The 24,934-nt window shown below is 57.3% G+C and carries 21 protein-coding genes and 7 tRNA genes; 10 read left to right on the top strand and 18 right to left on the bottom strand.

The features are described 5' to 3' along the window. Positions 1-6: 6 nt before the first annotated feature. From GTO91_RS02515 to GTO91_RS02455, 13 genes are all read right to left on the bottom strand, one after another. Entirely contained in the window at positions 7-1,344 is a 1,338-nt protein-coding gene (locus tag GTO91_RS02515; protein ID WP_235918938.1) for a methionine gamma-lyase family protein, read from the bottom strand. Positions 1,345-1,398: 54 nt separating this feature from the next. After that, the gene (gene hflX / locus GTO91_RS02510; protein WP_161254385.1) at positions 1,399-3,180 is read right to left on the bottom strand and encodes a GTPase HflX; all 1,782 of its coding nucleotides are present in this window, start codon (positions 3,178-3,180) and stop codon (positions 1,399-1,401) included. A 115-nt stretch (positions 3,181-3,295) separates the two neighbouring features. Then, on the bottom strand, positions 3,296-4,354 hold the full coding sequence (locus GTO91_RS02505) for an AAA family ATPase (protein WP_407929510.1): 1,059 nt from the start codon (positions 4,352-4,354) through the stop codon (positions 3,296-3,298). A 125-nt stretch (positions 4,355-4,479) separates the two neighbouring features. Then, the gene (locus GTO91_RS02500; RefSeq protein ID WP_161254382.1) at positions 4,480-5,295 is read right to left on the bottom strand and encodes a hypothetical protein; all 816 of its coding nucleotides are present in this window, start codon (positions 5,293-5,295) and stop codon (positions 4,480-4,482) included. A gap of 32 nt (positions 5,296-5,327) precedes the next feature. Next, entirely contained in the window at positions 5,328-6,227 is a 900-nt protein-coding gene (locus GTO91_RS02495) for an NHL repeat-containing protein (RefSeq protein ID WP_161254379.1), read from the bottom strand. Between the two features lie 91 nt (positions 6,228-6,318). Further along, positions 6,319-6,555: an RNA chaperone Hfq gene (hfq, locus tag GTO91_RS02490; RefSeq protein ID WP_012283609.1), complete on the bottom strand. Its 237-nt coding sequence runs from the start codon at positions 6,553-6,555 to the stop codon at positions 6,319-6,321. Next, entirely contained in the window at positions 6,552-7,514 is a 963-nt protein-coding gene (gene miaA / locus GTO91_RS02485) for a tRNA (adenosine(37)-N6)-dimethylallyltransferase MiaA (protein WP_161255042.1), read from the bottom strand. The genes hfq and miaA overlap by 4 nt, the downstream gene beginning before the upstream one ends. Positions 7,515-7,569: 55 nt before the next feature. Continuing rightward, complete coding sequence (locus GTO91_RS02480) at positions 7,570-8,481, bottom strand: class I SAM-dependent methyltransferase (RefSeq protein WP_161254376.1); 912 nt, start codon at positions 8,479-8,481, stop codon at positions 7,570-7,572. A gap of 2 nt (positions 8,482-8,483) precedes the next feature. Beyond that, a complete protein-coding gene (mutL, locus tag GTO91_RS02475; protein WP_161254374.1) occupies positions 8,484-10,583 on the bottom strand; it encodes a DNA mismatch repair endonuclease MutL in 2,100 nt (699 codons plus the stop codon). Positions 10,584-10,585: 2 nt separating this feature from the next. Continuing rightward, the gene (mutS, locus tag GTO91_RS02470) at positions 10,586-13,318 is read right to left on the bottom strand and encodes a DNA mismatch repair protein MutS (RefSeq protein WP_161254371.1); all 2,733 of its coding nucleotides are present in this window, start codon (positions 13,316-13,318) and stop codon (positions 10,586-10,588) included. A gap of 292 nt (positions 13,319-13,610) precedes the next feature. After that, positions 13,611-14,303: a DUF3793 family protein gene (locus GTO91_RS02465; RefSeq protein WP_161254368.1), complete on the bottom strand. Its 693-nt coding sequence runs from the start codon at positions 14,301-14,303 to the stop codon at positions 13,611-13,613. A 97-nt stretch (positions 14,304-14,400) separates the two neighbouring features. Continuing rightward, the gene (miaB, locus tag GTO91_RS02460) at positions 14,401-15,726 is read right to left on the bottom strand and encodes a tRNA (N6-isopentenyl adenosine(37)-C2)-methylthiotransferase MiaB (RefSeq protein ID WP_328793712.1); all 1,326 of its coding nucleotides are present in this window, start codon (positions 15,724-15,726) and stop codon (positions 14,401-14,403) included. Between the two features lie 94 nt (positions 15,727-15,820). Further along, entirely contained in the window at positions 15,821-17,293 is a 1,473-nt protein-coding gene (locus GTO91_RS02455; RefSeq protein ID WP_161254362.1) for a PAS domain-containing sensor histidine kinase, read from the bottom strand. Positions 17,294-17,492: 199 nt separating this feature from the next. Between GTO91_RS02455 and GTO91_RS02450 the strand changes: the two genes are divergently transcribed. The 8 genes from GTO91_RS02450 (at position 17,493) to GTO91_RS02415 (ending at position 18,369) form a co-directional block, all read left to right on the top strand. Beyond that, entirely contained in the window at positions 17,493-17,669 is a 177-nt protein-coding gene (locus GTO91_RS02450) for a hypothetical protein (protein ID WP_161254360.1), read from the top strand. A 115-nt stretch (positions 17,670-17,784) separates the two neighbouring features. Further along, positions 17,785-17,860, top strand: a tRNA-Glu gene (locus GTO91_RS02445). Positions 17,861-17,862: 2 nt separating this feature from the next. Continuing rightward, positions 17,863-17,938 (top strand) — tRNA-Phe (locus GTO91_RS02440). A 6-nt stretch (positions 17,939-17,944) separates the two neighbouring features. Next, a tRNA-Tyr gene (locus GTO91_RS02435) sits at positions 17,945-18,029 on the top strand. A 4-nt stretch (positions 18,030-18,033) separates the two neighbouring features. Next, a tRNA-Gln gene (locus GTO91_RS02430) sits at positions 18,034-18,108 on the top strand. A 21-nt stretch (positions 18,109-18,129) separates the two neighbouring features. After that, positions 18,130-18,205 (top strand) — tRNA-Lys (locus tag GTO91_RS02425). A 4-nt stretch (positions 18,206-18,209) separates the two neighbouring features. Continuing rightward, positions 18,210-18,284, top strand: a tRNA-Gly gene (locus GTO91_RS02420). A gap of 9 nt (positions 18,285-18,293) precedes the next feature. Further along, positions 18,294-18,369 (top strand) — tRNA-His (locus GTO91_RS02415). Between the two features lie 122 nt (positions 18,370-18,491). Here the strand turns inward: GTO91_RS02415 and GTO91_RS02410 are convergent. Beyond that, a complete protein-coding gene (locus tag GTO91_RS02410; protein WP_161254357.1) occupies positions 18,492-19,220 on the bottom strand; it encodes a cytochrome c biogenesis CcdA family protein in 729 nt (242 codons plus the stop codon). A 136-nt stretch (positions 19,221-19,356) separates the two neighbouring features. Beyond that, on the bottom strand, positions 19,357-20,097 hold the full coding sequence (locus GTO91_RS02405) for a hypothetical protein (protein WP_161254354.1): 741 nt from the start codon (positions 20,095-20,097) through the stop codon (positions 19,357-19,359). Between the two features lie 178 nt (positions 20,098-20,275). On the opposite strand from GTO91_RS02405, the gene GTO91_RS02400 reads away from it, so the two are divergent. Continuing rightward, positions 20,276-21,208 carry a S8 family peptidase gene (locus GTO91_RS02400; protein WP_161254351.1) on the top strand — a complete coding sequence of 311 codons (933 nt, stop codon included), beginning with the start codon at positions 20,276-20,278 and terminating at the stop codon, positions 21,206-21,208. A 73-nt stretch (positions 21,209-21,281) separates the two neighbouring features. On the opposite strand, the gene corA is transcribed toward GTO91_RS02400, so the two are convergent. From corA to gap, 3 genes are all read right to left on the bottom strand, one after another. After that, entirely contained in the window at positions 21,282-22,253 is a 972-nt protein-coding gene (gene corA, locus GTO91_RS02395; RefSeq protein ID WP_161254349.1) for a magnesium/cobalt transporter CorA, read from the bottom strand. 125 nt (positions 22,254-22,378) lie between these two features. Further along, on the bottom strand, positions 22,379-22,549 hold the full coding sequence (locus GTO91_RS02390; protein WP_161254346.1) for a DUF2197 domain-containing protein: 171 nt from the start codon (positions 22,547-22,549) through the stop codon (positions 22,379-22,381). 108 nt (positions 22,550-22,657) lie between these two features. Continuing rightward, the gene (gene gap, locus GTO91_RS02385; protein WP_161254344.1) at positions 22,658-23,662 is read right to left on the bottom strand and encodes a type I glyceraldehyde-3-phosphate dehydrogenase; all 1,005 of its coding nucleotides are present in this window, start codon (positions 23,660-23,662) and stop codon (positions 22,658-22,660) included. A 437-nt stretch (positions 23,663-24,099) separates the two neighbouring features. On the opposite strand from gap, the gene GTO91_RS18570 reads away from it, so the two are divergent. Further along, positions 24,100-24,930, top strand: coding sequence for a methyl-accepting chemotaxis protein (locus GTO91_RS18570; protein ID WP_161254340.1), 831 nt, complete (start codon positions 24,100-24,102; stop codon positions 24,928-24,930). The last annotated feature ends 4 nt before the right edge of the window (positions 24,931-24,934 follow it).

Genomic DNA, 24,934 nt, shown 5'->3' with positions numbered 1-24,934 from the left:
CACTCATCAGGGCAGAAGTCCCCGTTCGAGCAAGGTCTGGGCGGCAGAGAGGGCGCCGATGCGGACGAAGGTCTGTGAGAGGCCTCCTTGAAAATACACGGCATAAGGATCGCGCATTGGGGCGTCGACGCTCAGTTCGCTCGTCGCCCCCTGGATGAAGGTTCCACCGGCCATGATCACGGGATCGGCGTAACCAGGCATCGGCGCCGGTTGGGGGATCACATGGCCGTCGACAGGGCAGGCCTTTTGCAGACCCTGGCAGAAGGCGACCACCCGTTCGGCGCTGCCGAGGGTGATGGCCTGGATGATGTCGCTTCGCTGTGCGTCATAGCGCGGCGTGACAGCAAAGCCGAGGCGTTCAAAGAGCCGGGCGGCGAAGACGGCGCCCGCCAGCGCTTCGAAGACCACCTGGGGCGCCAGGAACAGTCCCTGGAAGTAGAGTCGGCGGCCGCCGGGACTGCTCCCCACATGGGCGCCGATGCCCGGGGCCGTCAACCGCGTTGCCGCCCGGCGCACCAAGTCCTCCCGCCCGGCGATGTAGCCGCCTGTGGGGGCCAGACCGCCGCCCAGGTTTTTGATCAGCGATCCGGCCATCAAATCGGCGCCCAGGGCGGTCGGTTCCTCCGCTTCGACCAGTTCGCCGTAGCAGTTGTCAACAAAGCAGATCACATCGGGCCGCACCCGGTGAATGGCCGCGCAGGCCTCCCCGATCGCCTTCGATGTCAGCGATGGACGCAGGCTGTAGCCGCGCGAGCGTTGGAAGAGGACTAACTTTGTCGCCGGACGCAGCCCTTGGAGGAGGGCGGGCAGGTCGATACCCCCGTCGGCGGTCAGTTCCACCTGTTCGTAGGAAACGCCAAACTCGCGCAGGCTTCCCTCGGCTGGTTCTTCCCCAAGCCCGATGACTTCCCAGAGGGTGTCATAGGGCGTTCCCGTTGCCGACAGGAGTTCATCGCCTGGCCGAAGGACACCGAATAGTGCTGTAGCGATGGCATGGGTCCCAGATACGAACTGCTCACGCACGAGGGCGCTTTCCGCCGACAGCACGGCGGCCATCAGTTGGTCCAGAGTCTCACGGGCGCTGTCACCGTAACCGTAGCCGGTGGTCACACCCAGGTGGTAATCGGAGACGCGGCAGTCATGAAAAGCCTCCAACAGCCGCAGTTGATGGCGCTCTCGCCGCGCCGCTAACTGGGCGATGACAGGCGCTGCATCGGCGTCTGCCTCCTCGGCGAGGATAGCCAGTTCGGGCGCGAGCCTGCCCCGGTGGCACAGGCTCGCGATGAGGCCATTGTCGGCGCATACCGGATTCGCACAGTCTTCCTGTTTCTTTGTTGCTTCCAATTTTATTGATTCTCCCCGTTCATCGCTTCTACCAGTTTCATCGTTTCTTCCCATTTATGTTTCTTCAGGAACGGTCATCTGCCTGCCCAGCAGTGCTCCGGCATAAACCTTCGGCACATCGGCCCGGATGCGGACGCCTTCTGCCTCATAGGTCAGTTCGCGAACAACCCCGATCCGGTACAAGTGATCAATCTGTTTTCCCTGGTCATAGGGGATCAGCACGTCTACGGTGACGCGATCATCCGGCAACAGCCGGGCTATTTTCTCCAAAAGGCCGTCAACGCCCTCTCCTGTATGGGCAGAAAGGGCGACCCACGGGTCGGGCGGGCGCAACAAGGCATCCATCCCGCCGGGCTGTAACCGATCGATTTTGTTTAGCACCGTCAGGACCGGCTTCTCCCCGGCGCCGATCTCGGCGAGCACCGCTTCCACGGTCCGCATCTGTTCCACCGCCGCCGGATGGGAGGCATCCACGACATGCAACAGCAGGTCGGCGGCCACAATCTCCTCCAAGGTGGCCCGGAAGGCCCGCACCAGCGAGTGAGGCAGCTTGCGAATGAAGCCGACCGTATCGGAAATCAGCACATCCTGCTCGCCGGGCAGCCGGATTCTTCGTGTCGTCGGATCCAAGGTGGCGAAGAGCTTGTCTTCTCCAGCAGGGCTCGGTCCCCCGAGGGGAGCAAAACGAGCCACCAGAAGACTGCTTAAGGTCGACTTACCGGCGTTCGTATAGCCGACCATGGAAATCAGAGGCAGATCCGAACGCTGCCGGGAGTGGCGCAGTCGTTCCCGGTGATGGCGGACATGATTGAGTTCACCTTCCAACTCGCTCATCCGCCGCCGCAGGTGGCGCCGATCCGTCTCCAGCTTTGTTTCTCCGGGTCCGCGTGTGCCGATGCCGCCGCCAAGACGGGATAAAGCCTGACCCTGACCGGTCAATCGCGGCAGCAGGTACTGCAGTTGGGCCAGTTCCACCTGCAGTTTGCCCTCCCTTGTCCGGGCCCGGCTGGCGAAGATGTCCAGGATGACGGCTGTCCGGTCGACGACCCGGATGCCGGTGAGGCTTTCCAGCCGCCGTTGCTGAGCCGGCAACAACTCTTCATCGACGATCAGCAGATCGGCGCGAGTCACCTGCAGGGCCAGTGTCAGTTCCCGGATTTTTCCCGAACCTAGATAGGTGGCGCGATCAGGCCGCTCCATGCGCTGCGTCATCCGCCCGACGACGACAGCCCCAGCCGTTTCGGCCAGTTGGGCGAGTTCCTCGAGCGGTGGTTCCTCCCCAGCAGCGGTTTCCTCCAGTCCGATGAGAAAAGCCCGCTCTTTCTCCGCACCCGTCGCCGTCGTCTCGACAGACGATGCGCTCTTTTCATAGAGGCGCACCGTCTCCCGCCAGGGGAAGGCGCAGAGCTTTTCATACCTTAGCGGCCCGACCGTCTCAATGGCGCTTTCGCCGTCGGGGGAGAGATAGGCCGCAGAGCCGCGATGGGGTTCCGCAGCGGCGATCACCGCCATGCAGTCGAGGCGCAATTGACGAAGGGCCGACAGATCGACATCGCTTAAATGCGGGCTGTTTCCCGGATGGGTGTGGATGCAGCGAACACCGGCCAGGCGCCGCGTTCCCCGGCGGATGTCGTGGTCCATCATCACCACCGTGTGGGCGTCGCCAACGACCAGATCGACCACTCGTCCCCGCCGATCTACGAACAGGGCCACCTCCCGCCCGGTAAGAGAGGTAAACAAAACAAGCTCCTTTCCCACTTCCGGGTCAAGGAGCAAATCGGCGTCCATCTGTTGTTCCAGCAGCCCGGTCAACCGTTCCAGACGGCTACGCGCCACGCCGTCGACATTACCTTTTAAGCGTTCATTACTCATAGCAACATTTTACCATAGCCGAGGCCCTTTTGCCTAGCGGCGGGGTTTGGAAGCGGGAAACGGGACTGGAAGGATCGCCTTATGTGGTCGGCTCCAGGCCGGCGAGGTTGCAGCCTTCCAGCATGTCCTGGGCTTCCAGCGTCATCAAGGCTTCCCGGGAGATCTTCTGGTAGTCGTAGGCGTGGAGCAGGCGCACGGCCTGGCGGCGAATCGCTTTTTCGGCAATATTTCGGACGAGCCGGGCGTTGCCCCGGTGCCGGTGTCCGAACTTCTCTTGATGCAGCAAGAAGTTGCGTAGCGTTAACCGCGCTTCGCCTGACATACGGTACTGCCGCTGTGCCACCATGGCGTCTGCGATGGCCAGGAGTTCCGTCGTCGTGTAATCGGGAAATTCCAATTGGATGGGAAAACGGGAGCGAATCCCTGGGTTGCAGTGTAGAAAGTACTCCATCTCATCTTTATATCCTGCCAGGATCAGGATGAGGCTGTCGCGGTGATCCTCCATGGCCCGGACGAGGCAATCGATGCACTCTTTTCCGAAGTCCTTTTCGCCCCCTCTTGCAAGCGAGTAGGCTTCATCAATGAAGAGCACGCCGCCGAGCGCCTTTTTCACCTGCTCCCGCGCCTTGACGGCGGTGTGGCCGATATATTCGCCGACCAGATCGGCCCGTTCCACCTCGACGATATGCCCTTTCGGCAAAACGCCCAGCTCTTTGAATAGTCGCCCGATCAGGCGGGCGACGGTCGTTTTTCCGGAGCCCGGATTGCCTTTGAAAATCATATGGAGGGCCATCGGCTCGTTGATCAGACCTTCCTTGCCCCGGAGTTGCCTGATCTCCACAAAGGAGCGCAATTCATGGATGAGCGCCTTGATCTCGTGAAGTCCCACTAGGCCGGATATCTCATCAAGGATCTCCTGGACCTTACCCGTGGCCTGAACTTTTCCCGTTGCTTGAACCTTCCCTGTAGCCTTTGCCTTTTCGCCAACCTTTCCGGTCGTACCCGCTTTTTCCGTTTCCCTTTCCTCCTGGCCCACCGTCAATCCTCCACGAATCAAGGGATTTGGCACGGGAAGCCAGGAGGTCTTGCTCAGTAAGGCCGTCTGTGTGTCGGGGTTGATATTCACCCGTATTTTCAAGTCGGTCACCTCCCGCCCCGATCCATATATCCTATGATCGTGAAGCGAAGAAAAAAACAAAGCCCGGCTTTGGCGCCGGGACTTTGCCTGTGCAAACTGTCTCCCTGTTCTCATGTTTTTTATGCTCACATGGTATGCGTTGATTCCCGCTCAACCGGCAGCATTCCCTGGTGGCTCCAGGTTGCCGGAGGACCCGCGTAGAGACATTGCACCTGAGCGCCGTTATGGAAGAGAACGTAGTGTAGATCGATCCGCTGTTGTTGCAGGCATTGCGCGATTCGACGCACCTCATCCAATTCCTCTGCGGCAGGAGAACGCCTGTCTTCTTCGGTCCGAAACCAGATCGCCGCCGAATGTCCGCCCTCCAGACCGATCCAGGCGGTCAGTTGGAAAGGTTCTTGCAGTCCGAAACGCAGTTGACTGGAACGCCGCACCCCGAGGGTGATCACTTCCCCTTCCCCGTTTAAAACCGCCACGGAAAGGCGACCTCTGCCAAAACGGCTGTTCAACTCGGTCAATTCGGGAATGGAATGGGCTGTCCAGACCTGCTCCTCTATCCACTCGTCAAACTCGAAGTCCCAGCCTTCAAGGACCTGTTCGATCAGAACCTCCCGCTGCAGGGATATGTATCTGCCGGTGGATATGAGCATCGCAGATCCCATGGCCAGCACCCCGGCCGCGAGCGTGCGCCCCCAGCCGGAAAGCGGCGTCTCCGCCATACGTGTCGCCTCACCGATGATGACATCTGCTCCCAAAAAGAAAAGGGGATAGAGCCCGAGGGCGAGACAGATGGCGCCACCGCGCAGCCACCCTATGTCCTGTCGCCCAAAACCACGCTGCAACATAGAGGCCGACAGTTGGTCGGTATAGTGCGCAACCCCGCCAAAGAGCGCAAACCAAGCGACCATTTCCCATTGGCTGTCCCAGGGGAAGATGCTCATGTTCACCATCTCCGTCCAAAAGAGATGACCCTTTATTCAGGATATTTCGACAGTAAAGGCGAATTCCCTGGTCTGGCCGCCGAAATTATTTTGATCTTTCCGTTTTGATCGCTCACAAGCAGCTTCCCCTCGTCGTTGAGGGCCAGCGATGCAATGCTGCCGCCAACGGAAAAATAGGAGGCCAACTCGCCCGTTCCGCGCCAAACCTCGATGCGTTCATTGGTGCCCACAAAAATATATCCTCTAGGATCGACGGCAAGACCGGTAATGTTTGCCGTCCCGCCGCCTGCGCAGGGACCGAACTGCCGTTCCACCTTCCCTTCCTCGTTGATGACGTACAGCATCCCCTGGGGATCGGCAGCCACGGCCCGCCCTCCTTTGAGCGGAACCAGGGCGGTTGGGGAAAAGGGCAACCCCTCCAAGGTCTTTTCCGTCACCCATCCGTCTCCCCAACGGGGTTCTCCCGGCGTGGGCGCCGTCGCTCCCTTATCCACAGGGGAGGCGGTTTCAGGTGCCTGTGCTTGGGCGAACAATGGCGCAGGTTTACCGCTGAGCCCGGAAAGCCTCCCTGCCGAGAGGGTGGAAAGGGTGGTTACAAGGGGGGGCCAACCGCTCAACCATGCCGCCGTTCCGCCGCCAAGGATCAGCAAAAGGGCAACCGCTACCAGGATAAAATAGCGTTTTCGCGAGCGCGGTGTTTTCTTTTTGTACTGATACGGGGGCAGTGAGGGCGATAGTTCTCCCGCAGTTGCCTCACGGCCAAAACCGGCGGCCAAAATCCGGCCCCTTCGTTTCTGATTCTCCTTCGCTTCCACGGCATTTTCGTCCAACTGTTCAGAAAGATCATTCATGGCTGCCACCTCGATTCCTTTACTTTCTGATGGAGCGCCCTTCGGAACATCATAGACGGTTCCCGTTATGTATTCTCCCAAATTATTGCATAATCCTTCCAGTGATGCAAATATAATCAAGTTTATGGGCATAAAAAAACGCCTCTGCGAGGCGCTTTTTTGGCAGTTCCCTTTAAGCCTTGTTGGCGTCCATGGAAAGAGAGACAGGACGCAAGGGCATGATCGTCGAGATGGCGTGCTTATAGACCATCTGCTGCTTGCCTTCTACATCGAGGAAGACAGTAAAGCTGTCAAAGCCTTTGACCATCCCCTTGATTTGAAAGCCGTTCACCAGAAAGATGGTGACTGGGAGGTTTTCTTTGCGCACTTGATTCAGGAATGCATCCTGAAGATTGAGTTGTTTGGTCATCTGAGTGCCCCTCCATCATTTATATTTCTCTCTACATGCCCTCCAAGAGCGTTCCTGACGGCGTCGAAAATCCCTTCCATCAGTCTTTCCCGCTCTATGGCGTCGGCGGCAAACCAGATCAGCCGGGTGTCCCGGCGAAACCATGTATACTGACGCTTGGCAAAGTGCCGCGTATCCCGCTGCAGTAAGTAGAGCGCCTGAGCAAGGTCGTATTCGCCCTGAAGGTACCCGACGATTTCCTTGTACCCGATGGCTTGCATCGATGGAAGCGTTGGCGCGTATCCCCGTTTTAGGAGCCCTTTTACTTCTTCCACCAACCCCGATTCTATCATGATCTGGGCACGCAGGTCAATGCGACGGTACAACTCTTGCCGGTCCATCGTCAGGGCGATCGGCGCCAACTGGTATTTTGGTTGCCGGACTGAGTCGGCATAGTGGAAGTCGCTTTGGCGGCGACCTGTCAGTTGGTAGACTTCCAGGGCGCGGATGATGCGCTTGCGGTCATTCACGTGAATCCGCGCCGCCGCTCTCGGGTCAACCTCAGCCAGGCGGCCGTGCAACGCTTCGAGCCCGGAGGTGTCAGCCTCCTGCTCCAGCCGCCGGCGCAGTTCCAGGTCTATAGCTTCTTCCGTGAATTCATAGTGATCGATAATCGACCGCACATACAAGCCTGTGCCCCCTACCAGGATGGGCAGCCTGCCGCGGCTAACGATTTCGGGGATGAGGGTCGTCACCCTCCGTTGAAAATCGGCCACGCTGAAGGGTTCATCGGGATCAAGGATATCAATCATATGGTGGAGGATGCCGCCCCGTTCCTCCTGTTTCAACTTGGCTGTGCCGATGTCCATCCCCCGGTAGACCTGCATGGAATCGCCGGAGATGATCTCGCCGTTAAATCGCTGAGCTACGGCGATGCCGGCGTCAGACTTGCCGACTGCTGTCGGCCCGACGATCTGCACAAGTGGGAGTAGCGGGTTAGCGCCGTGGGGATCCAAAGCGGCATCGACCATATCGTTACGTGTATCGTTCGCCCCCAAGAACCTCACCTCCTCCAGACCAGATGCCGTAGGCCACAGGGGCGTATTTCCCGCATTCGACATGCTCCGGCGCCAGGCGCTCCCACTCGGGACTGTCACGCCGCTCCTTCATGACGACACGGCGGCGGGCGACCCGGCGCGCTTCTGCAATCACATCCGCTTCAATCGGCCGGGGGTCGGCCAGTTGGCGAAGCCCCCCTATCCCGTTGGAGGCGCGCAGCGCCTGGCGGAACATGGGATCAAAATAGACGCTATCAAAACTGCCGTTTGAAAAGCCTTTCAGCAGCGCGCGGTGGTCGCCTTGGAGCACGCGGATGCGCGCCATGGCCCGGTGCAGATCGTCGGACCTCCGATGCCGGAAGTGTTGCAGCCCTTCACGGACGATGAGCGCGATCAGTCGGTTGTGTTCGATCCCGGTCACCGCCCCCTCATCTCCTGCAGCGAAAGCGGCCACGAGGGCGTCAGCGCCCAGGCCGAGGGTGCAGTCGAGGATCCGATCACCGGAACGGATATCAAGGGCATGGACAAGCGGATCACGCTGTCCCTTTTTCAGGGCCTGGATGCGCAACACCGCCATATTGGGGTGAAAGAAGAAGGTCTCCTCGCCTTGGTAGAGAGTCAGGTTGTTCTTTTCGACGATCAGCAGCCCGTTGTCTCCGGCCTCCCGAGTCAAACGTTCAGCCGATTTTCCCTCCCGAGGGACGAAGTCTGCGCCCAGTTCCGCCGCCAGCGCCCGGGCCCGCTCCTCCAGCACAGGGGTGCTTTTGTGGACCGTCGTCACGAGAAGCTCCTTCGACCGGTGTTCGAAGCACGGTTCGGGGCGATGCTCCGGGCCGAACGGCGCCGTTTGCCCGGAGTCCTGTTTGAGTCTATGTTCCTGCTGCGCCATGGTCAACTCCTGTAAAAGCGGCGTTCAAGTTCCCTCCGGTCGATGCGTAGCAGATAGGGACGGCCGTGGGGGCAGGTGTCGACCCCTTCCAGCCGTGCCAACCGTTGCAAGAGGGCGCTCATCTCGGCATGGCTCATCGCCTGGCCCGCCTTGACAGCGCCGCGGCAAGCCATGCTGCTCAAAGCAGCCCCCCGGATGACCTCCCGGTCGTGAAGGCCTTTCATCAGCCCGTTGAGGATATCCCGGAAAAGACCCTCTTCCTCTCCCGGCGGCAGGCCGACCGGAACAGCCCGGATCAGCAGGGTGTTGCCGCCAAAGTGCTCCACGATCAGACCGGCGTCACGGAGTTCGGCGATGGCCTCGATGGCCCCCTGAAACTCTGCGGGCGTCAAGGTGACCGTCACCGGCAGCAGCAGTTGTTGGCTGGCGCATTCGCCGGCTTCATTCAGGTAGCGCTCTTTTAACTCATGATAGAGCACCCGTTCATGGGCGGCATGCTGGTCCACCAGGTAAAGGGCGTCACCGCCCTCAGCCAGGATGTAGGAACGCTGAAACTGGCCGATGGGGATCCAGTCGGCAACATCCCCAGCCGCCAGCCCTTCCTCCGGTTGGCATTCCTTCGTTGCGCTTGGATCCTGCCGGTGGTGTCGGAGCGTTTCGGGGAGACATTTCAGGATTGATTCGGACTGTGATTCCGGAGGAAATTCCGTCGGGTGTGTTTCCTCAAGAGACTCCCGAAAACAATCTGGACGGAGTTCCTGATCCGATTCCCGATAGGGTTCTTTCCCCTGCCTTTTGAAGTCGTCGCGGTCCAGGCGTTCCGCGCTTCCCAAACGTTCCAGGTTTTCTGGGCGCTCTTGCTCCGTTGGCATTGACACCTGCGAAACAGCACCTTCTCGATGGAGCAGTAACCGGTCTTGTCTCCACCGCTCTCCCTCCGCCGTTTTTTCCCCTATGAAAGCGGTGGGGGCCGATGAAATACGCCCCTGTATCGCCGTAAGCGGCGAAGCATCTTTCTGACGCGCCAGAGTCAAGTCACGAGTGGTCGGCTGACTTAGAGGCGCCCCATCGGTTCGAAGCGGAGCCGCTGACCACAAAGGTCGCGAAAGGGATCGGCTCCGCAAGGTCTGCAACACCGCTTGACGCGTGAAGTCAGCCACATCCCGCTCCCGGTCGATCTTGATCTCCTGCTTGGTCGGATGGCTGTTTACGTCAACCGTCTGTGGCGGTAGTTCGAGATGGAGCACAAAAAAGGGAAACCGCCCCCCCGGCAGCATGCCGTGATAGGCCTCTTCGACGGCCTGACTCAGGCTGCGGCAGCGCACCCAACGCTGGTTGACAAACCAGTTCTGGTGATTGCGGTTGTTCCGGTGCAGCGACGGCGATCCGACAAAACCCTTCAACGTCCAGCCGTCCGGCGCCGAGGCCGACAGCGGCAGCAGAAAGGGGATGATCTCGCGGCCGAAGACAGCCGACAAGGTCTCTAATGATTTATTATTCCCTGGGGAGCGGAAGCTAGTCTGTTTCCCCTGGGTCAGTGAAAAAGCGACTTGGGGATGGGCTGCGGCCAGCCGCCAGATCACCTCAGCGCAGGCGGAACCTTCGGCTGTGGCGGAACGGAGAAACTTGCGCCGGGCCGGCGTGTTGAAAAAAAGATCCTCCACCTGCACAGTCGTGCCTGGCGGCGCGCCTACCGCCTCTATGGGATAGCGTTCACCGCCCTCGATCCGCACTCGTGTGGCCTGGCTGTCCATGCTTCTCCGAGTGGTGATGACCAGACGAGATACAGCGGCGATCGACGGGAGCGCCTCTCCCCGGAAGCCAAGGGTCTGCACGGCCATTAGGTCTTCCGCTCGCCGGATTTTACTCGTGGCGTGGCGCTCCACACAAAGCTCGGCGTCATCGGCAGCCATACCACAGCCGTTGTCAATGATGCGAATCAGTTTTTTCCCGCCTTCGGCAAGGGTTACATCGATCCGGGTGGCGCCGGCATCGAGGGCGTTTTCAAGGAGTTCCTTGACGATGGAGGCCGGTCGCTCCACAACCTCGCCGGCGGCGATCTGGTTGACCGTATGGGCGTCAAGGCGTTGGATGACTCCCATGGCTACCTCCCCCGTTTCAATTTCTTCTGCTGTTTGGCTAGCCAGTTGAGGGCGTCCAGAGGCGTCATCCGGTTGATGTCCAAACGATCAAGTTCCTCGGCCAAGCGGGACATGGCCTCACTACCCTTTAACTGCGTTGAAGCATGGCCTTGTTCTCCGAAAAGCATCAACTGCCCTGGGTCGCTGTCATCGTATAGAGGGACAGCGGCTTTATGAGCAAAGTGAATGGAAGCTTCATTGGCTACAACGGCCACAGGGACGCGTTGATCTGGGGATGTATTTGTCGTTATCTCGGAAGCGTTTCGATCCGGACGTTTTTTCGAGTCGCTTTCCAGGTTGGCCAGGATCTCCCGTGCCCGCAGGATGACGGAAGATGGCAACCCAGCCAAACGCGCCACCTGGATGCCATAGCTTTTATTGACACCGCCGGGACGAATCTGGTGCAAAAAGACGATATCGTCACCCGATTCGCGAACGGCGATGGTGTAGCAGCGAACGCCAGGCAGTGTTTCTTCCAGGCGGACCAGTTCGTGATAATGGGTGGCGAAAAGGGACTTGGCGCCCAGTCGCTGGATCGCCTCCGCCACTGCCCAGGCGATGGCCATGCCGTCAAAGGTGCTGGTCCCGCGCCCCACCTCGTCGAGGACGACGAGACTGCGCGGTGTGGCATGATGCAGGATATGAGCCACTTCGGTCATCTCAACCATGAAGGTGCTTTGACCTGTCGCTAGATCATCGGAGGCGCCGACGCGGGTGAAGATGCGGTCCACCACACCGATAGCGGCGGAGGTAGCCGGAACAAAAGACCCCACCTGGGCCAGGAGCACGATCAGGGCAACCTGGCGCATGTAGGTGCTCTTGCCGGCCATGTTGGGGCCGGTGATCAGGAGCAGCGCCTCTCCATCACTGAAGCGCGTGTCGTTGGGCACGAAGACGCCGGGCCCCAGGTGCGCCTCCACGACAGGATGTCGACCGCCTTGGATGTGGATCTCCATGCAATCGTGAATGTCCGGGCAGATATAGCCCTGCTCGACAGCCACCTGAGCCAAGGCGGCAAAGACATCAAGATGGGCCACCTGCTCCGCCGTCTTCTGCAACTGCGGCAACACCGCCTCGACAGTGTCCCGCAGTTCCGTAAACAGGCGGTATTCCAACTGGGTCAGTTTCTCTTCGGCGCCGAGTATCTTCTCCTCGTACGTTTTCAACTCCGGCGTGATGTAGCGCTCGCCGTTGGCCAGGGTCTGCTTACGGATGTAATCGGTCGGGACGCTGGTCATGTTGGCTTTTGACACTTCAATATAATAGCCGAAGACCTTGTTGAAGCCGACCTTCAGCGACCGGATCCCTGTCCGCTCCCGCTCCCGCTGTTCAATGCGGGCCAGCCACTCCTTGCCGGAGCCGGCGCTCTCCCGCAGTTCGTCCACTTCCGGGTGAAAGCCGCTCCGGATCAGGCCGCCGTCGCGGACAGAGACGGGCGGCTCGTCGACGAGCGTCTCTGTGATGCGCTGAGCCACAGGGGTAAGCGGGTCGATTCGGCTGGCGAGTTTTTCGAGCACCGGCGGACCCTGGCGCAGCTTGTCCAGGATTATCGGCAGCGTCTCTAGCGACGACGCCAAGGCGATCAAGTCCCGGCCGTTTGCCGTGCCGTAGGCCACCTTGCCGGCCAGCCGCTCCAAATCGTACACCGCCCGCAGTTCCGCCCGCAAATCCTGGCGCAAGAGCCCGTCATCAACCAGCGCCGAAACGACGGCCTGACGCTTACAGATCCCCTCTGCGTCAACCAATGGCTGTTCGAGCCAGCGCTTGATCAACCGGCCGCCCATGGCCGTGACGGTCTTGTCAATCACCCCTAACAGGGAGCCTTTGCGGCTGCCCTCCCGCATCGTCTGGGTCAATTCCAGGTTGCGGCGAGTGGCTGGGTCGAGGCGCATAAAACGGTCCGTCGTGTAGGTCCTTAGGCGAGTGATATGGGGCAGATTGGCCTTCTGGGTATCCTGGACATAGCGCAGGTTGATGGCAGCGGCGACGATGGCCGCCGGCCAGTGGGCGCAGCCGAAGGCTTCCAGACTGGACAAGTTAAACTGCCGCTTGATGACCGTCGTCGCCTGTTCCACCGTCAGGCCTTCCACAGGATAGGGGCTGACGAGAATGCCCTGCTTCTTCCAACCTTCCGTCAATTCGGGGAAATTGGCCGCTACAGCAGGATGGACGAGCAGTTCCTTGGGATCCAGGCGGAGGAGTTCCGCCTGAAACGCGGCCAGGTCGCGATCATGCCAGCGGGCCGCGAGATAATCGCCGGTAAAGACATCGAGCGCCGCCAGCCCCCACTCATCAGCGATGTGGGCCACGGCGACGAGGTAGTTGTTGCTCTTTTCTTCAAGGATGTTCGTGTCCATCAGGGTGCCGGGGGTGACGACACGGACAATTTCCCGCTTGACGATCCCTTTGGTCGCCGCAGGATCCTCCACCTGTTCACAGATGGCGACTTTATACCCCTTCTCGACGAGGCGCGATATGTACCCTTGGGCGGAGTGGTAGGGCACGCCGCACATGGGGATGCGTTCTTCCAGACCGGCGTCCCGTCCCGTAAGAGTGATCTCCAGTTCCCGCGATGCCAGGAGAGCGTCGGGACCAAACATCTCATAAAAATCGCCGAGACGAAAAAAAAGGATTGCATCAGGCTGGCGATTCTTGATCTCCTGATACTGTTTCATCATGGGAGTGACAGCTTTCATGGTGATACCTCGTAACGATAATTAATCTTCAGGTTTCCTGTAGGCGTCCTTCAGGTCTCTTTCTTGTCTCTTTCTCACGGTTTCCCCGGCTCCTCTAGGGAGCAAAATCAATATAATAGGATATTATAGCAGGCGCAAAGGCATATGTCCTCTAACAGAAACTCCATAGGAAAACAATAATCCCCATCGCTTTCGCGATAGGGCATTTTTATCGGCGCACTAACAATTGATGGGTTGGTGTTAAACAAGTGAACGAACATCGTATCGCTGACTTATTCGGTTATAACCAGGTTTATTGGTCTTCCTGCACCGCAACATCCCCCTCAGGACACACATAGGTGGTATAGCTCCGGTGACCGCATAGTTCGTCACGAATCATTGCGCTCTGATCAGTTCGCAAGTACTCCAGCCCTCGCTGCAATCCCAGATCATACTGTTCCTTTCGCTGGAGAGACGCCCCTTCCCTGCCGTAAATGCACCATTCACGCACCATCCGCTTTGGTAAATCGACAAGGCCCATGTAACCCAGCACATCCTTGAGCGGGTAGCCGACAGCGATGCCGATCTCATGCGGGATCTGTCCCGTCTGCCGCCACCGCTCCGCCAATCCATCCAGGAAGGACATGGCAGTCACACTCGGTCCGTATCCCAAAAAATGAAACAAGCGGTTTTGGGCCACACCTCGCAAAACTCCCTCAAGTTTCTGGCGATCATAAAAAAAGACATGGGCCGATTGCGCGCTCCAGCGTAAATGATATGTTGACAGGCCCCAAAGCGAGGCCATCGCCTTCGACTCATTCAATGTATCCATTACGGTTCGGCCAAAAAAAGGCGCCGAAAACCGCAGCAATTCCCCCGGTTTCCCGGAAAAAAGCACCTTGGACAGATAAAGAAAGAGCCATCGCTCAAAACGGGCTTGCGCTGCCGTTTTGTTGTCGAGGCTCTTTTTCCAATCATCAAACCGAGGCTCCGCTTTTTCCATCATGAAAAAAGCGTACCCTTCTAATTTACAGGCTATACATTTTTGTAACTAACGAACCAAAACTTCCCCCTGTGGATCTGCTCTTGCTCGTCACAATTTTTCAAAGCAAAGCCATCGTTCCCAACAATGTCCACGTCCGCGCCTCATCGATGCGAACCAGGACCGTCTCCCCCACCTGTTGCTCTGCGCCGGCGAAGACAACGATCTTGTTGCCACGCGTCCGCCCGGTCATCAGTTCTTTGTTCGTCTTGCTGCGCCCTTCAACGAGGACCTCCTGGACAGACCCGATGAGGGCCTTATTGTGTTCCAGGCTGATCCGGTTTTGCAGTTGCAACAGCCGCTGGAAGCGCGCTTTTTTCGTCTCGGCGTCGACCTGTTCCGCCAGTTCCGCCGCAGGTGTGCCGCTGCGCTTGGAGTACAGGAAGGTGAAGGCGTTGTCATAGCGGACCTTTTCGAGCAGATCGAGCGTGTCGGCAAAATCCTCTTCCGTCTCGCCGGGGAACCCGACGATCAAGTCCGTCGTCAGCGCCACCTCGGGCATAGCCTGGCGGATCTGGCCGATCATCTCCATGTATTGTTCCCGGCTGTAACCGCGGTTCATGGCCGCCAGGATCCGGTTGCTCCCGGCTTGAACGGGCAGGTGGATGTGTTCGCAAACCTTGTCCGACTCTGACATCGCCGCGATCAGCGCCAGATCGAAATCCTTCGGATGGGACGTGGTGAAGCGTATCCGTTTCAGCCCTTCGACGCCGTTGACGGTCCGCAGGAGGTCGGCGAAGGAAACCCGCGGATTCAGATCCTTGCCATAGGAGTTGACGTTTTGTCCAAGGACGGTCACTTCCTTGACGCCCTGGGCGACGAGGGATTGGACCTCCCGGACCACGTCTTCCGGCGCCCGGCTGCGTTCCCGGCCACGCACATGGGGGACGATGCAGTAGCTACAAAAGTTGTTGCAGCCGTACATGATCGTCACATGGGCCTTGATGCCTTCTGCCTTGCGCTCCGGTAGATCCTCGACAACCTCGCCCTCGCTGTCCCAAACCTCGACAACCTGTCCAAACTGGCACTGTTCAATCATGCGCGGCAACTGGTGCAGGTTGTGGGTGCCGAAGACGATGTCCACGTAAGGATATTCCTTGCGGATACGCTCGCTCATGCCCGGCTGCTGGACCATGCAGCCGCCGATGCCGATGACCACTTCGGGCCGGGCCAACTTGTACTTGCGCAATTCGCCCAGTTTGCCCAGTATCTTGCGCTCGGCCGATTCACGGACACAGCAGGTGTTGATCAGCAAGACGCCAGCCTCTTCAGGGGTGGACGCTGTATATCCCATCTGCTGGAGAAAACCGGCCAGCGACTCAGTGTCCCGTTCGTTCATCTGACAGCCGTAGGTCAAAATATGATAAGTATCCTTCTTTGCGCTCACAGGTCTGCTCCTCGACATTTTTTTCAGTTAGATCATTATACCCAATGCGGTAACTATTGAAAAGCAGAGACCTGTATATGAAAAATGTCCCGGCCTATTCCCGTTGCGTCGGGACTGAATACTCGGTGGGAAAGCGGACACTAAAGCAGGTCCCTTTCGAACTCGATTCCACGGATATCTTCGCCTTATGACGATTGGCGATGTTGTAAGCGATGGGCAGGCCCAACCCTGTTCCCGTGTCTTTGGTGGTGAAAAAGGGAACGCCCAGGTTTTTCATGTCCTTGTCCGGTATCCCGGAGCCCTGGTCCTCGATTTGCAAGACGACGACATCATCATCAACAGCCGTCCGGATCGTGACGCACTTACCGGACGCCATGGCGTCCAAGCCGTTTCGAACAAGGTTAAATAGCAGTTGCCGGATTTCTTTTTCATCGAGGGTCAGATCCGGCACATCGGCCAGTTCCATTTGGATCCACTTGTCTTCCCGCAGCGCGTCGGCCTGTAGCAAGGGGAAAAAGTCCTCGATCAGCCTTCTCAGGTTGCCAGGCTGGGGATCTTTCGATTTACGGCGGGTAAAACTCAGAAACTCAGTGATGATCGCATTGGCGCGATCAAGCTCACTGATCATCAGTTCAAAGTAGCGACGGTGCTCCTCATTTTCATCCTTCTTGGACATGATCTGGAGAAAGCCGCGGACGGTGGTCATGGGGTTGCGGATTTCATGTCCCAGCCCGGCGGCCATCCGGGCGATGATGTTTAAACGGTCGATGGAGACAAGTTCCTGCTCCAACTGTTTTTGTGCGGTAACATCACGGCCGACGCCATAAATCAGCCCCGTCTGCAAATTCACCACTGAAATCCAGGAAATCCACCGGTAGGATCCATCCTTGCATCGATGACGCACCTCCATGTCCCGCAAGGGTTGGCTTTTGAACTGCTCCCAGTTCAGCGCCTTCACTTTGATCTGATCATCTTCGTGAATCAAGCTCAGATAGGGGGTGGTCATCAGTTCTTCTTCACTATAGCCAAGGACATGGGAAAAGGCGCTGTTGATCTGTTTATAATAGCCATCCATGCCGACGACGCACATCAAATCGACCGATAGCGTAAAAAACTGCCGGATCTGGTTCTCGGCACTGTCCCTCTCTTCCCGCAGCAGTTCCGTCTGGGAATGCAATTCGGCTTCTATCCGTTTTTCTTCTGTAATATCCTGCACTTGCGCGAGCGTATAGGCAAGGCGGCCATACTGATCCTTAATCGGAACGATGGTAAGTTGAACCCAGATCAACCGGCTGCGATTGATATATCGCTTTTCCAGTGTATAGCCGTCCAATTCGCCGGAATGCAGCCGCCGTAAATACTCCCCTTCTGTTTCCACATCGTCGGGGTGGGAAAAATCCTGAAAGCGCATATGCAGCAGTTCCTGTTCCGAATAACCGACGATCGAACAAAATGCTTTGTTCGCCTTCAGGCATTTCCCCTCCAGGTCGTTTAAGCACAATCCGATGGCAGCGTGTTCAAAAATGAGCCGGTAATTATCTTGGTCCTTCGACATGCCGGGGCGCATCTTTCCCACCTCCCTCATGCAAAATATTATTTACTCATTCGACCAAGAGGATCTATTTCCTCCATTTTTTTGTCACTCATCGTGCTTTGATCTCCATATGACCGTGTCATTTTCGAGCAAATTCCAACCACTTCCTTGTTTATTCCTCTCTCATCGGTTACATTAGTGAAATAGAGAACGACAATGAAAGGGGATTGCCATGACTGTCAATGAATCGATCGGACTCTACATGGGCGCCATCGCTTTAGCGCTGCTGATCGGTTACATCGCTGCGCGCATCAAAATCAGCCGGATGCAGGCGGCAGGGAAACTGGATCCGGCGAAACAAGCAAAAGGCGCTTCAAAGACGCAAGAAAAGCCGCAAAAGAGCCGTTAGGGCGCTCAATCGGCTTCTTATCCATCAGGAATGAATATATTTCTATTTTTTCCGTCAAAAATAGTGTTGATTTGCCTTCATGAATCCGTTATAATCTCTCTTGCGTTCGCGATTTGGCCCGTTGGTCAAGCGGTCTAAGACACCGCCCTTTCACGGCGGTTACAGGGGTTCGAATCCCCTACGGGTCACCAACGCCTCGGTAGCTCAGTCGGTAGAGCAGAGGACTGAAAATCCTCGTGTCGGTGGTTCGATTCCGCCCCGAGGCACCATTTCACGGAGGGATTCCCGAGTGGCTAAAGGGAGCAGACTGTAAATCTGCCGGCTCTGCCTTCGAAGGTTCGAATCCTTCTCCCTCCACCATCACTGGGGTGTAGCCAAGCGGTAAGGCAGCGGACTTTGACTCCGCCATTCGTTGGTTCGAATCCAGCCTCCCCAGCCATTTACTTGATCTCACTCTCATGATCCATTAGCTCAGTTGGTAGAGCACCTGACTTTTAATCAGGGTGTCGCTGGTTCGAGTCCAGCATGGATCACCATTTTGCGGAAGTAGCTCAGCGGTAGAGCATCGCCTTGCCAAGGCGAGGGTCGCGAGTTCGAATCTCGTCTTCCGCTCCATTCATTATGGCGGTTGTGGCGAAGTGGTTAACGCACCGGATTGTGGCTCCGGCATTCGGGGGTTCAAGTCCCCTCAATCGCCCCATTATGACAGAAAACTGCGGCCTAGAGACGCAGTTTTTTTGTTGTTGCAAACCAAACTGCAAGACCCAGGGAATTCTTCCCCGGGTCTCTTTTTTGTTCATTTTTAAGCGATTTATCAGGATTTCAGAAGCTCGGCAAAAAGTCCAGGTAGGCGCTCATTCTGCCCAGTCGGTCCGTCAGGATCAATACGCCGACGGCCACCATGATGACGCCGCTGGCCATAGAGATCTTGGTGAGATGGCGGCTCATGCGCCGGAACCAGAAGTCAAACCTGGCGATCGACAAGGCTGTCACCAGGAAAGGAATGGCCAACCCCGTCGAGTAGGCTGTCAGCAGCGCCAATCCCTGACCCAGTGTCTCTCCAGTGGCCGCATAGATGTAGATGGCCGACAGGATTGGCCCCACACAGGGCGACCAGCCGGCGGCGAAAGCCATGCCCAGCAGAAAGGCGCCGAGCCATCCACCCGTCTTCGGCTTACCGCCCAAGCGAACCTCCCGGTAGAGGCCGGGAATCGGCAACAGCCCGCTCAAATGGAGGCCGAAAAGAACGATGATCGCCCCGGCGGCCACGCGCAAGGCCCCTTGATATTGAACCAACCATTTCCCGAGCACCGTGGCCGTCGCCCCTAAGGCGATGAAGACGACAGAGAAGCCGAGGACAAAGGCGATGGCGCGCCAGAATGGACTGTTTGGTTGTTTTTTCTCGCCCTCCCCCGCTTCACCCTGGGGCAGTTCAGCGACGACAGAGCCGGTAAGGTACGTCACATAAGCCGGCACGAGCGGTAATACGCAGGGCGATAAAAAGGAAGCGATCCCTGCGAGAAAAGCGACTGTCAAGGAAACCGAGTCCAAAGAATACCCCTCCCCCCTATTCTCCATCACAGTTTACCGCAGAATGGCGGGGGGTTCAAGAGAAAAGAGAATGACGCTTATTATGAATCAATCCTTTCCTTGGGCTTGCCTCAAACCTTGCCTCAACAGGACAAGTTCAATCGATATAGTGACTGGTAAAGTGCTCGATCAGCCCGTCCTTCTCATCGCGGGCCACGGCAGGCGCCAGCGTCTGGGCCAGCAATCGCGCATCCTCGAAGCTGGCGCAGGGGATGCCGCCGATGACAAAGGGGCGGATCACCTGAAAGCGTGGGATCTCGATCCGCAACGGTTCCGCCGGCAACCGCGTCACCACTGTCAAATAGGGCGCCTGGGCCGCCTTGGCGAATTTACGCAGGATGTGCTGGAGCTTGCTCTCAAACTGGTCCCCCATTGGTCCCATCAGGAGGGACTGATCGTAGAGGTCCTTTCCGGACTTCTGCCACCGCCGGCCCAAGGCCTCAAAGCTCTCGAAGCCTGCTCGGGTGGCAAAATTGGCCGATTCGTCACGGGCCACCTGGGCAAGCAACTGTAAGTATGATTTTCGCGACTTGTCCATATCAAGGACGACGAAAGGCTGCAGGTGACGAGCTACCATGCTGGAAGCAAACCGGCGATCATCGGCCAATTGGAATGTCATCTTGATAATGATCAGGGACAGGTTGATATCTCGCAGCATCCGCCTTTCTTCCTCATCATAGAGCTGCGGTTCCTGCTTTCCCGGCTTGCGAAATCCCTCATAGCCCGCTCCGTTCCACTGGTCGGAAATTCCCAAGCCCGGCGGCAATGACAATTCTCCCGGCGACGGGTCATTCCATCCACTACCGCGCCGTTGAAAGAGTTTGACCAACATCCCCATGGCAAGCACCCCCGGAATATATTTCCATTTTTATCCACTATCCTATTCGTCGATTCCCTCTGCTTTCCTCTTTCGTTTTTTCACCGCTTTTGTCGAACCAGACGGGAACGATACAACCTTCTTTTCCATAAGTTGGATCACGACTACGTCGCTGCTTGTGGGAAAGGAGCTTTTTTGCATGAGTGATCTCGTCACAGCCCGAGGCGCTGGACTGCCACAGTACGGAAAAAACCACCTCTTCCCTCTCACCATCCACCGGATTATGGACCGAGTGCCCGGACAGGTGATCGATTACGGCATTAAGCTGATGAACGCACCCCGGCAATGGCTCCGATCTAAGGGCGAAAACATTCGTGTCGCTGTCTTGGATACAGGCATCGATAGGGCGCACCCCGATTTGAAAGAGAATATCCGGGGAGGCTACAACTTTCTCGACAATAATGACAACTATGCCGATGATCATGGCCATGGCACCCATGTATCAGGGATCATCGCGGGCTCGGACAACGGCATCGGCATCGTCGGAGTCGCCCCGAAAACCCAACTGTACGCGCTCAAGGTGCTCGATGAAAAAGGAGAAGGCGGCCAGGAGCATGTCATCGCCGCTATTGAATGGGCGCTTGACAATGGAATTCATCTGCTCAACCTATCCTTCGGGAGCCAAAAGCCGAACGCCAAACTGCGCGCCATTATGGAAAAAGCCAATCAGGCAGGGGTCACTTTTGTAGCCGCTGCCGGAAACGATGCTTCAAAAGCGTTCACAAAGGACTCCATCGATTATCCGGGGCGCTGGGCCGATCTGGTGCTCACGGTAGCCGCCGTCGACCGCAGCGTCAAACGGGCCCCCTTTTCCAGCCAAGGACCGGAATTGTTCCTTGCCGCTCCGGGTGTCAACATCCTAAGCACCTACCCTTTGAACCGCTATGTGCGCCTTTCCGGCACCAGTATGGCCGCGCCCCATATCACTGGCGCCGCCGCCCTGCTGATGGCAGAAAGACGGAAGAAATCCGGCGCCCCCCCTGCCCCAGCTGATGTGCGCCAGTTCATGCTGGAACACGCCGTCGCCATCGGAGACCGGAAGGATTATGGCTATGGTTTTTTCCGATTTTAGTTCAAGGAAGAGTGAACGAACGAAAAGAGACGCCATTCCGCGATTGGAATAGCGTCTCTTCATTATTTTAAACTCATATCCACTTCTTTCGCCGGAACCAATAAATCATCCCTGCCGATAGGGCTGCCATGCTCAGCCAGATGGCGTAGAACATGAAGGGGTTCTCATGGGCGGGGATGGGCACGTTCATCCCGAAGGCGCCTGTGACGACCGTCAACGGCATGGAGATGGTAGAGATGATCGTCAGCACCCGCATGATCTCGTTCGTCCGGTTCGAGATAATCGAGAAATAGGTGTCCATAGCGCTATTGACGAGGTCGCGGTAGGTGTCGATGGTGTCGGAGATCCGCTCGATATGGTCCACCAAATCGAGATAATAGGGGCGGTTGTCTTCCCGCACCTCGAAAGAGTAGCGGCCGTTGATGTTGGAAAAGATCCGCTTCTGGGGCAGCACAGTCTTGCGCAAGAGGAGCAGGGTTCGTTTCAGCGCCAGCATCTCGTCCGTCGTCTCGCGGGCCGGATTGATGTACAGTTCATCTTCCAGTTCGTCGATCCGGTCGCCGAGTCGTTCCACGATAGGAAAGTACTCGTCGATGATGCCGTCGACGATGGCGTAGATGAGGTAGTCGGGACCGCGGTTCATCAGACGCGTTCCCCGCAGGCAGTGGTACGCCACACGCCCAACAGCCGGCAATGCGGAGCGGTGTAGCGTGACAATGTAGTTTTTGCCTAAAAAAACGTCCAATTCGAAGAGGGTCAACTCATCGTCGCTTTCTTCGTCATAGCGGAGGGCGTGGAAGACGAAGAAAAAGTAGCGGTCATACCGGTCAACCTTCGCGCGGGGGCTGGCATGGAGCACGTCTTCGATGGCCAGCGGGTGAAAGTCGAAGACACGGGCCACCTGGTTGACCTCGTCGGCGTCATAATCATAGAGATCGATCCAGATCAGGTTGTCAGGGGAAGCGAGCCATTGCTCCAATTGATCAGGGTTGATATCATGGAGGACCTTGTCTTGCTGCGCGTCGAAAATATAGGTCTTGATCATTTCGTTCTACCTCCCAAGGTCCGCCTGACCCGGATCCAATATACTCTTTCCCCGCCCATCCTGTCAATACGCCAAGCGCACTCGGATCAGTTATCCCCAAAAAAGAGAAACGGCTTTCGCCGTTCCTACATCGGTTTAGGTACCTTTTGCGACTCATTGGCCTCAAAATTAATCTTGGCCGTACAACGCAGGCATATGTATCCAGTGATTTTCGTTTTTCCTTGAAAATCGGACCACTTGGGATGGTTTTTGTCGATTTCGTCCTTCTTTCCGCAGAGCATGCAGCGCGCTTCCATAAGGCACCTCCTCACCCCTCACAGGTTCGACAAAGGAGCGCGATCTTCCTACATCCCATCCGCAACGGCGGCATTTTTACAGGAGGCTTTCCTCAACCTACACTCGACCTACAGTTGTTTCCCCACCTTCGCCGCCAGATCAAGGACGCGGCAGGAATAGCCCCACTCGTTGTCATACCAGGCGACAACCTTGGCCATGCGGCCTGATGTGACCATGGTGGACAAGGCGTCGACGATGGACGAGTAGTGGGTGCCCAGAAAATCGTTGGAGACGAGGGGCTCGTCACAGACGGAGAGGATCCCCTCCATATCCCCTTTGGCCGCAGCGCGGAGCGCTTCGTTGATCGTCTCCTTATCGACGGAGCGTTCCAGGGTGACGACGAGGTCGACGACAGAAACATTCGGAACAGGCACGCGCAGGGAAAAACCGTTCAACCGGCCTTCCAGTTCAGGGAGGACGAGGGAGACGGCCTTGGCAGCCCCGGTGGTCGTGGGAATGATGGAGAGGTCGAGGGCGCGGGCGCGGCGCAGGTCCTTATGGGCGTCATCGAGGATGCGCTGGTCGTTGGTAAAGGCGTGGACCGTCGTCATCAGGCCTTCTACGATGCCAAACTCACGGTGGAGCACCTTGGCTACCGGCGCCAGGCAGTTGGTCGTGCAAGAGGCGTTGGAGATAATATGATGCCGCTCCGGGTCGTAAATATGGTCATTGACGCCCATCACGATGGTGACGTCCTCGTTTTTGGCGGGCGCTGTGATGATCACCTTTTTGGCGCCGCCGACGAGATGCTTGGCCGCTTCTTCCCCTTTATTGAACTTCCCCGTCGACTCGATAACAATATCAACGCCCAGATCGCCCCAAGGAAGCCGAGCGGGGTCGCGATCAGACACGATGCGGGCAGGTTTGCCGTTGACGATGATGCTGTCTTCCGTGGCTTTCACATCGGCGTTAAAAGTGCCATGAACGGAGTCATACTTCATCAGATAGGCTGTCGTTTGCGGATCCGAGGTAACGTTGACGGCGACGATCTCCACATCATCGCGGTCAACGGCTGCCCGGAAAACGTTGCGCCCGATACGGCCGAAGCCGTTAATCCCCACTTTTACGGCCAACAATAATGCACTCCTTACGTAACAATTCGGTGACACTATTTCGACCCGCACTTCTGATTTCCTGCTTTTAAGCGCGAAAAATGGGCATTTAGTATGTCTTTATTTTTATAAATGTTATTTCATTCACTAGCAAGGGTTTTGCCCCTTTGCGAACTTTGTCAAAAGAAATCGTACGTTGACCAAGAAGGGAGTTGTGTTTATCATAAATGCAGGTGAGGCCTAAATTGGTGATATATTCAGATAAATATGCCGTATCTAATCTATGCCTCCCCTATTCGCGAATGTCGCCGCTTCTCCCCTTTTATAGCGGTTGCATAGGGGCAATAATGGGTTCCGGTAATGGAATCGGGTGAATGAACGGGTGCGCAAACTGGATGATCAAATGGAGTAAGCCAACTGGGTAATCGAATCGGGCAATCGAATATGGAGGAGTCTGGATGAGCGACATGACTTTGCTGGATCATTTTGTAGCTATCAACAAACACATCAATGAAATCCTGCCTCACGCCGCTTCCGTTACCGTTTGTGACCGCAACCTGAAGGTCCTGTCCTATACCCCGGCGCCCGACCTCAATCTCCGCATCCGCCCTGGCGATACGTTGCCCTCGACGACGGCAGCCTATATTGCCATCAATGAAAACCGGCGCGTCACCCGCAAGGTAGACAAGTCTGTCTACGGCGTTGACTATATGGCTATCGGCTGGCCGATTCCCGGTCCCGGCGGCGAGATCCTGGGCGCCGTGGCCTTCGCGACCCCCATTCACCGCCAAGTGGCTTTGCAAGCTATGGCGGAAGAGCTAAACGCCTCTGTCCAGGAGATAAACGCCTCCGCTGGCATCATCGCCAAGTCCTCGCAGGATCTGGCCCAAGCCAACACAGCGCTGAATGAGACATCAACGGAGGCAAAACAAAAAGTCGCCGCCACTGACGATGTGGTCAAATTCATCCGCAAGGTGGCCAATCAGACGCGCCTGCTCGGATTGAACGCCTCCATAGAGGCCGCTCGGGCCGGCGAGTTGGGCCTCGGCTTTGCCGTCGTGGCCGGGGAAATCCAAAAGCTGGCCCAGGACAGCGCCAGTTCAGCCGATCAGATCGCAGGCACGTTGAGCCGCATCCATCAACTGATCCTGACCGTATCCAAAGAGGGCGAAGAACTGAACAAGATCACCCAGGCTCAGGTGCACATGGCGGAAAACATCACCCAGGCCCTGGACCAGATCAGTCGCATGGCGGAGCGACTCACGGAAATGGCGCAAGAACTGGTTTGAGACC

Source organism: Heliomicrobium undosum (assembly GCF_009877425.1).
In the GTDB taxonomy this organism is placed as follows: Bacteria; Bacillota; Desulfitobacteriia; order Heliobacteriales; family Heliobacteriaceae; genus Heliomicrobium; species Heliomicrobium undosum.
Note: the sequence above shows the minus strand (reverse complement) of the source record. Positions and strands in the feature narration are given on the sequence as shown.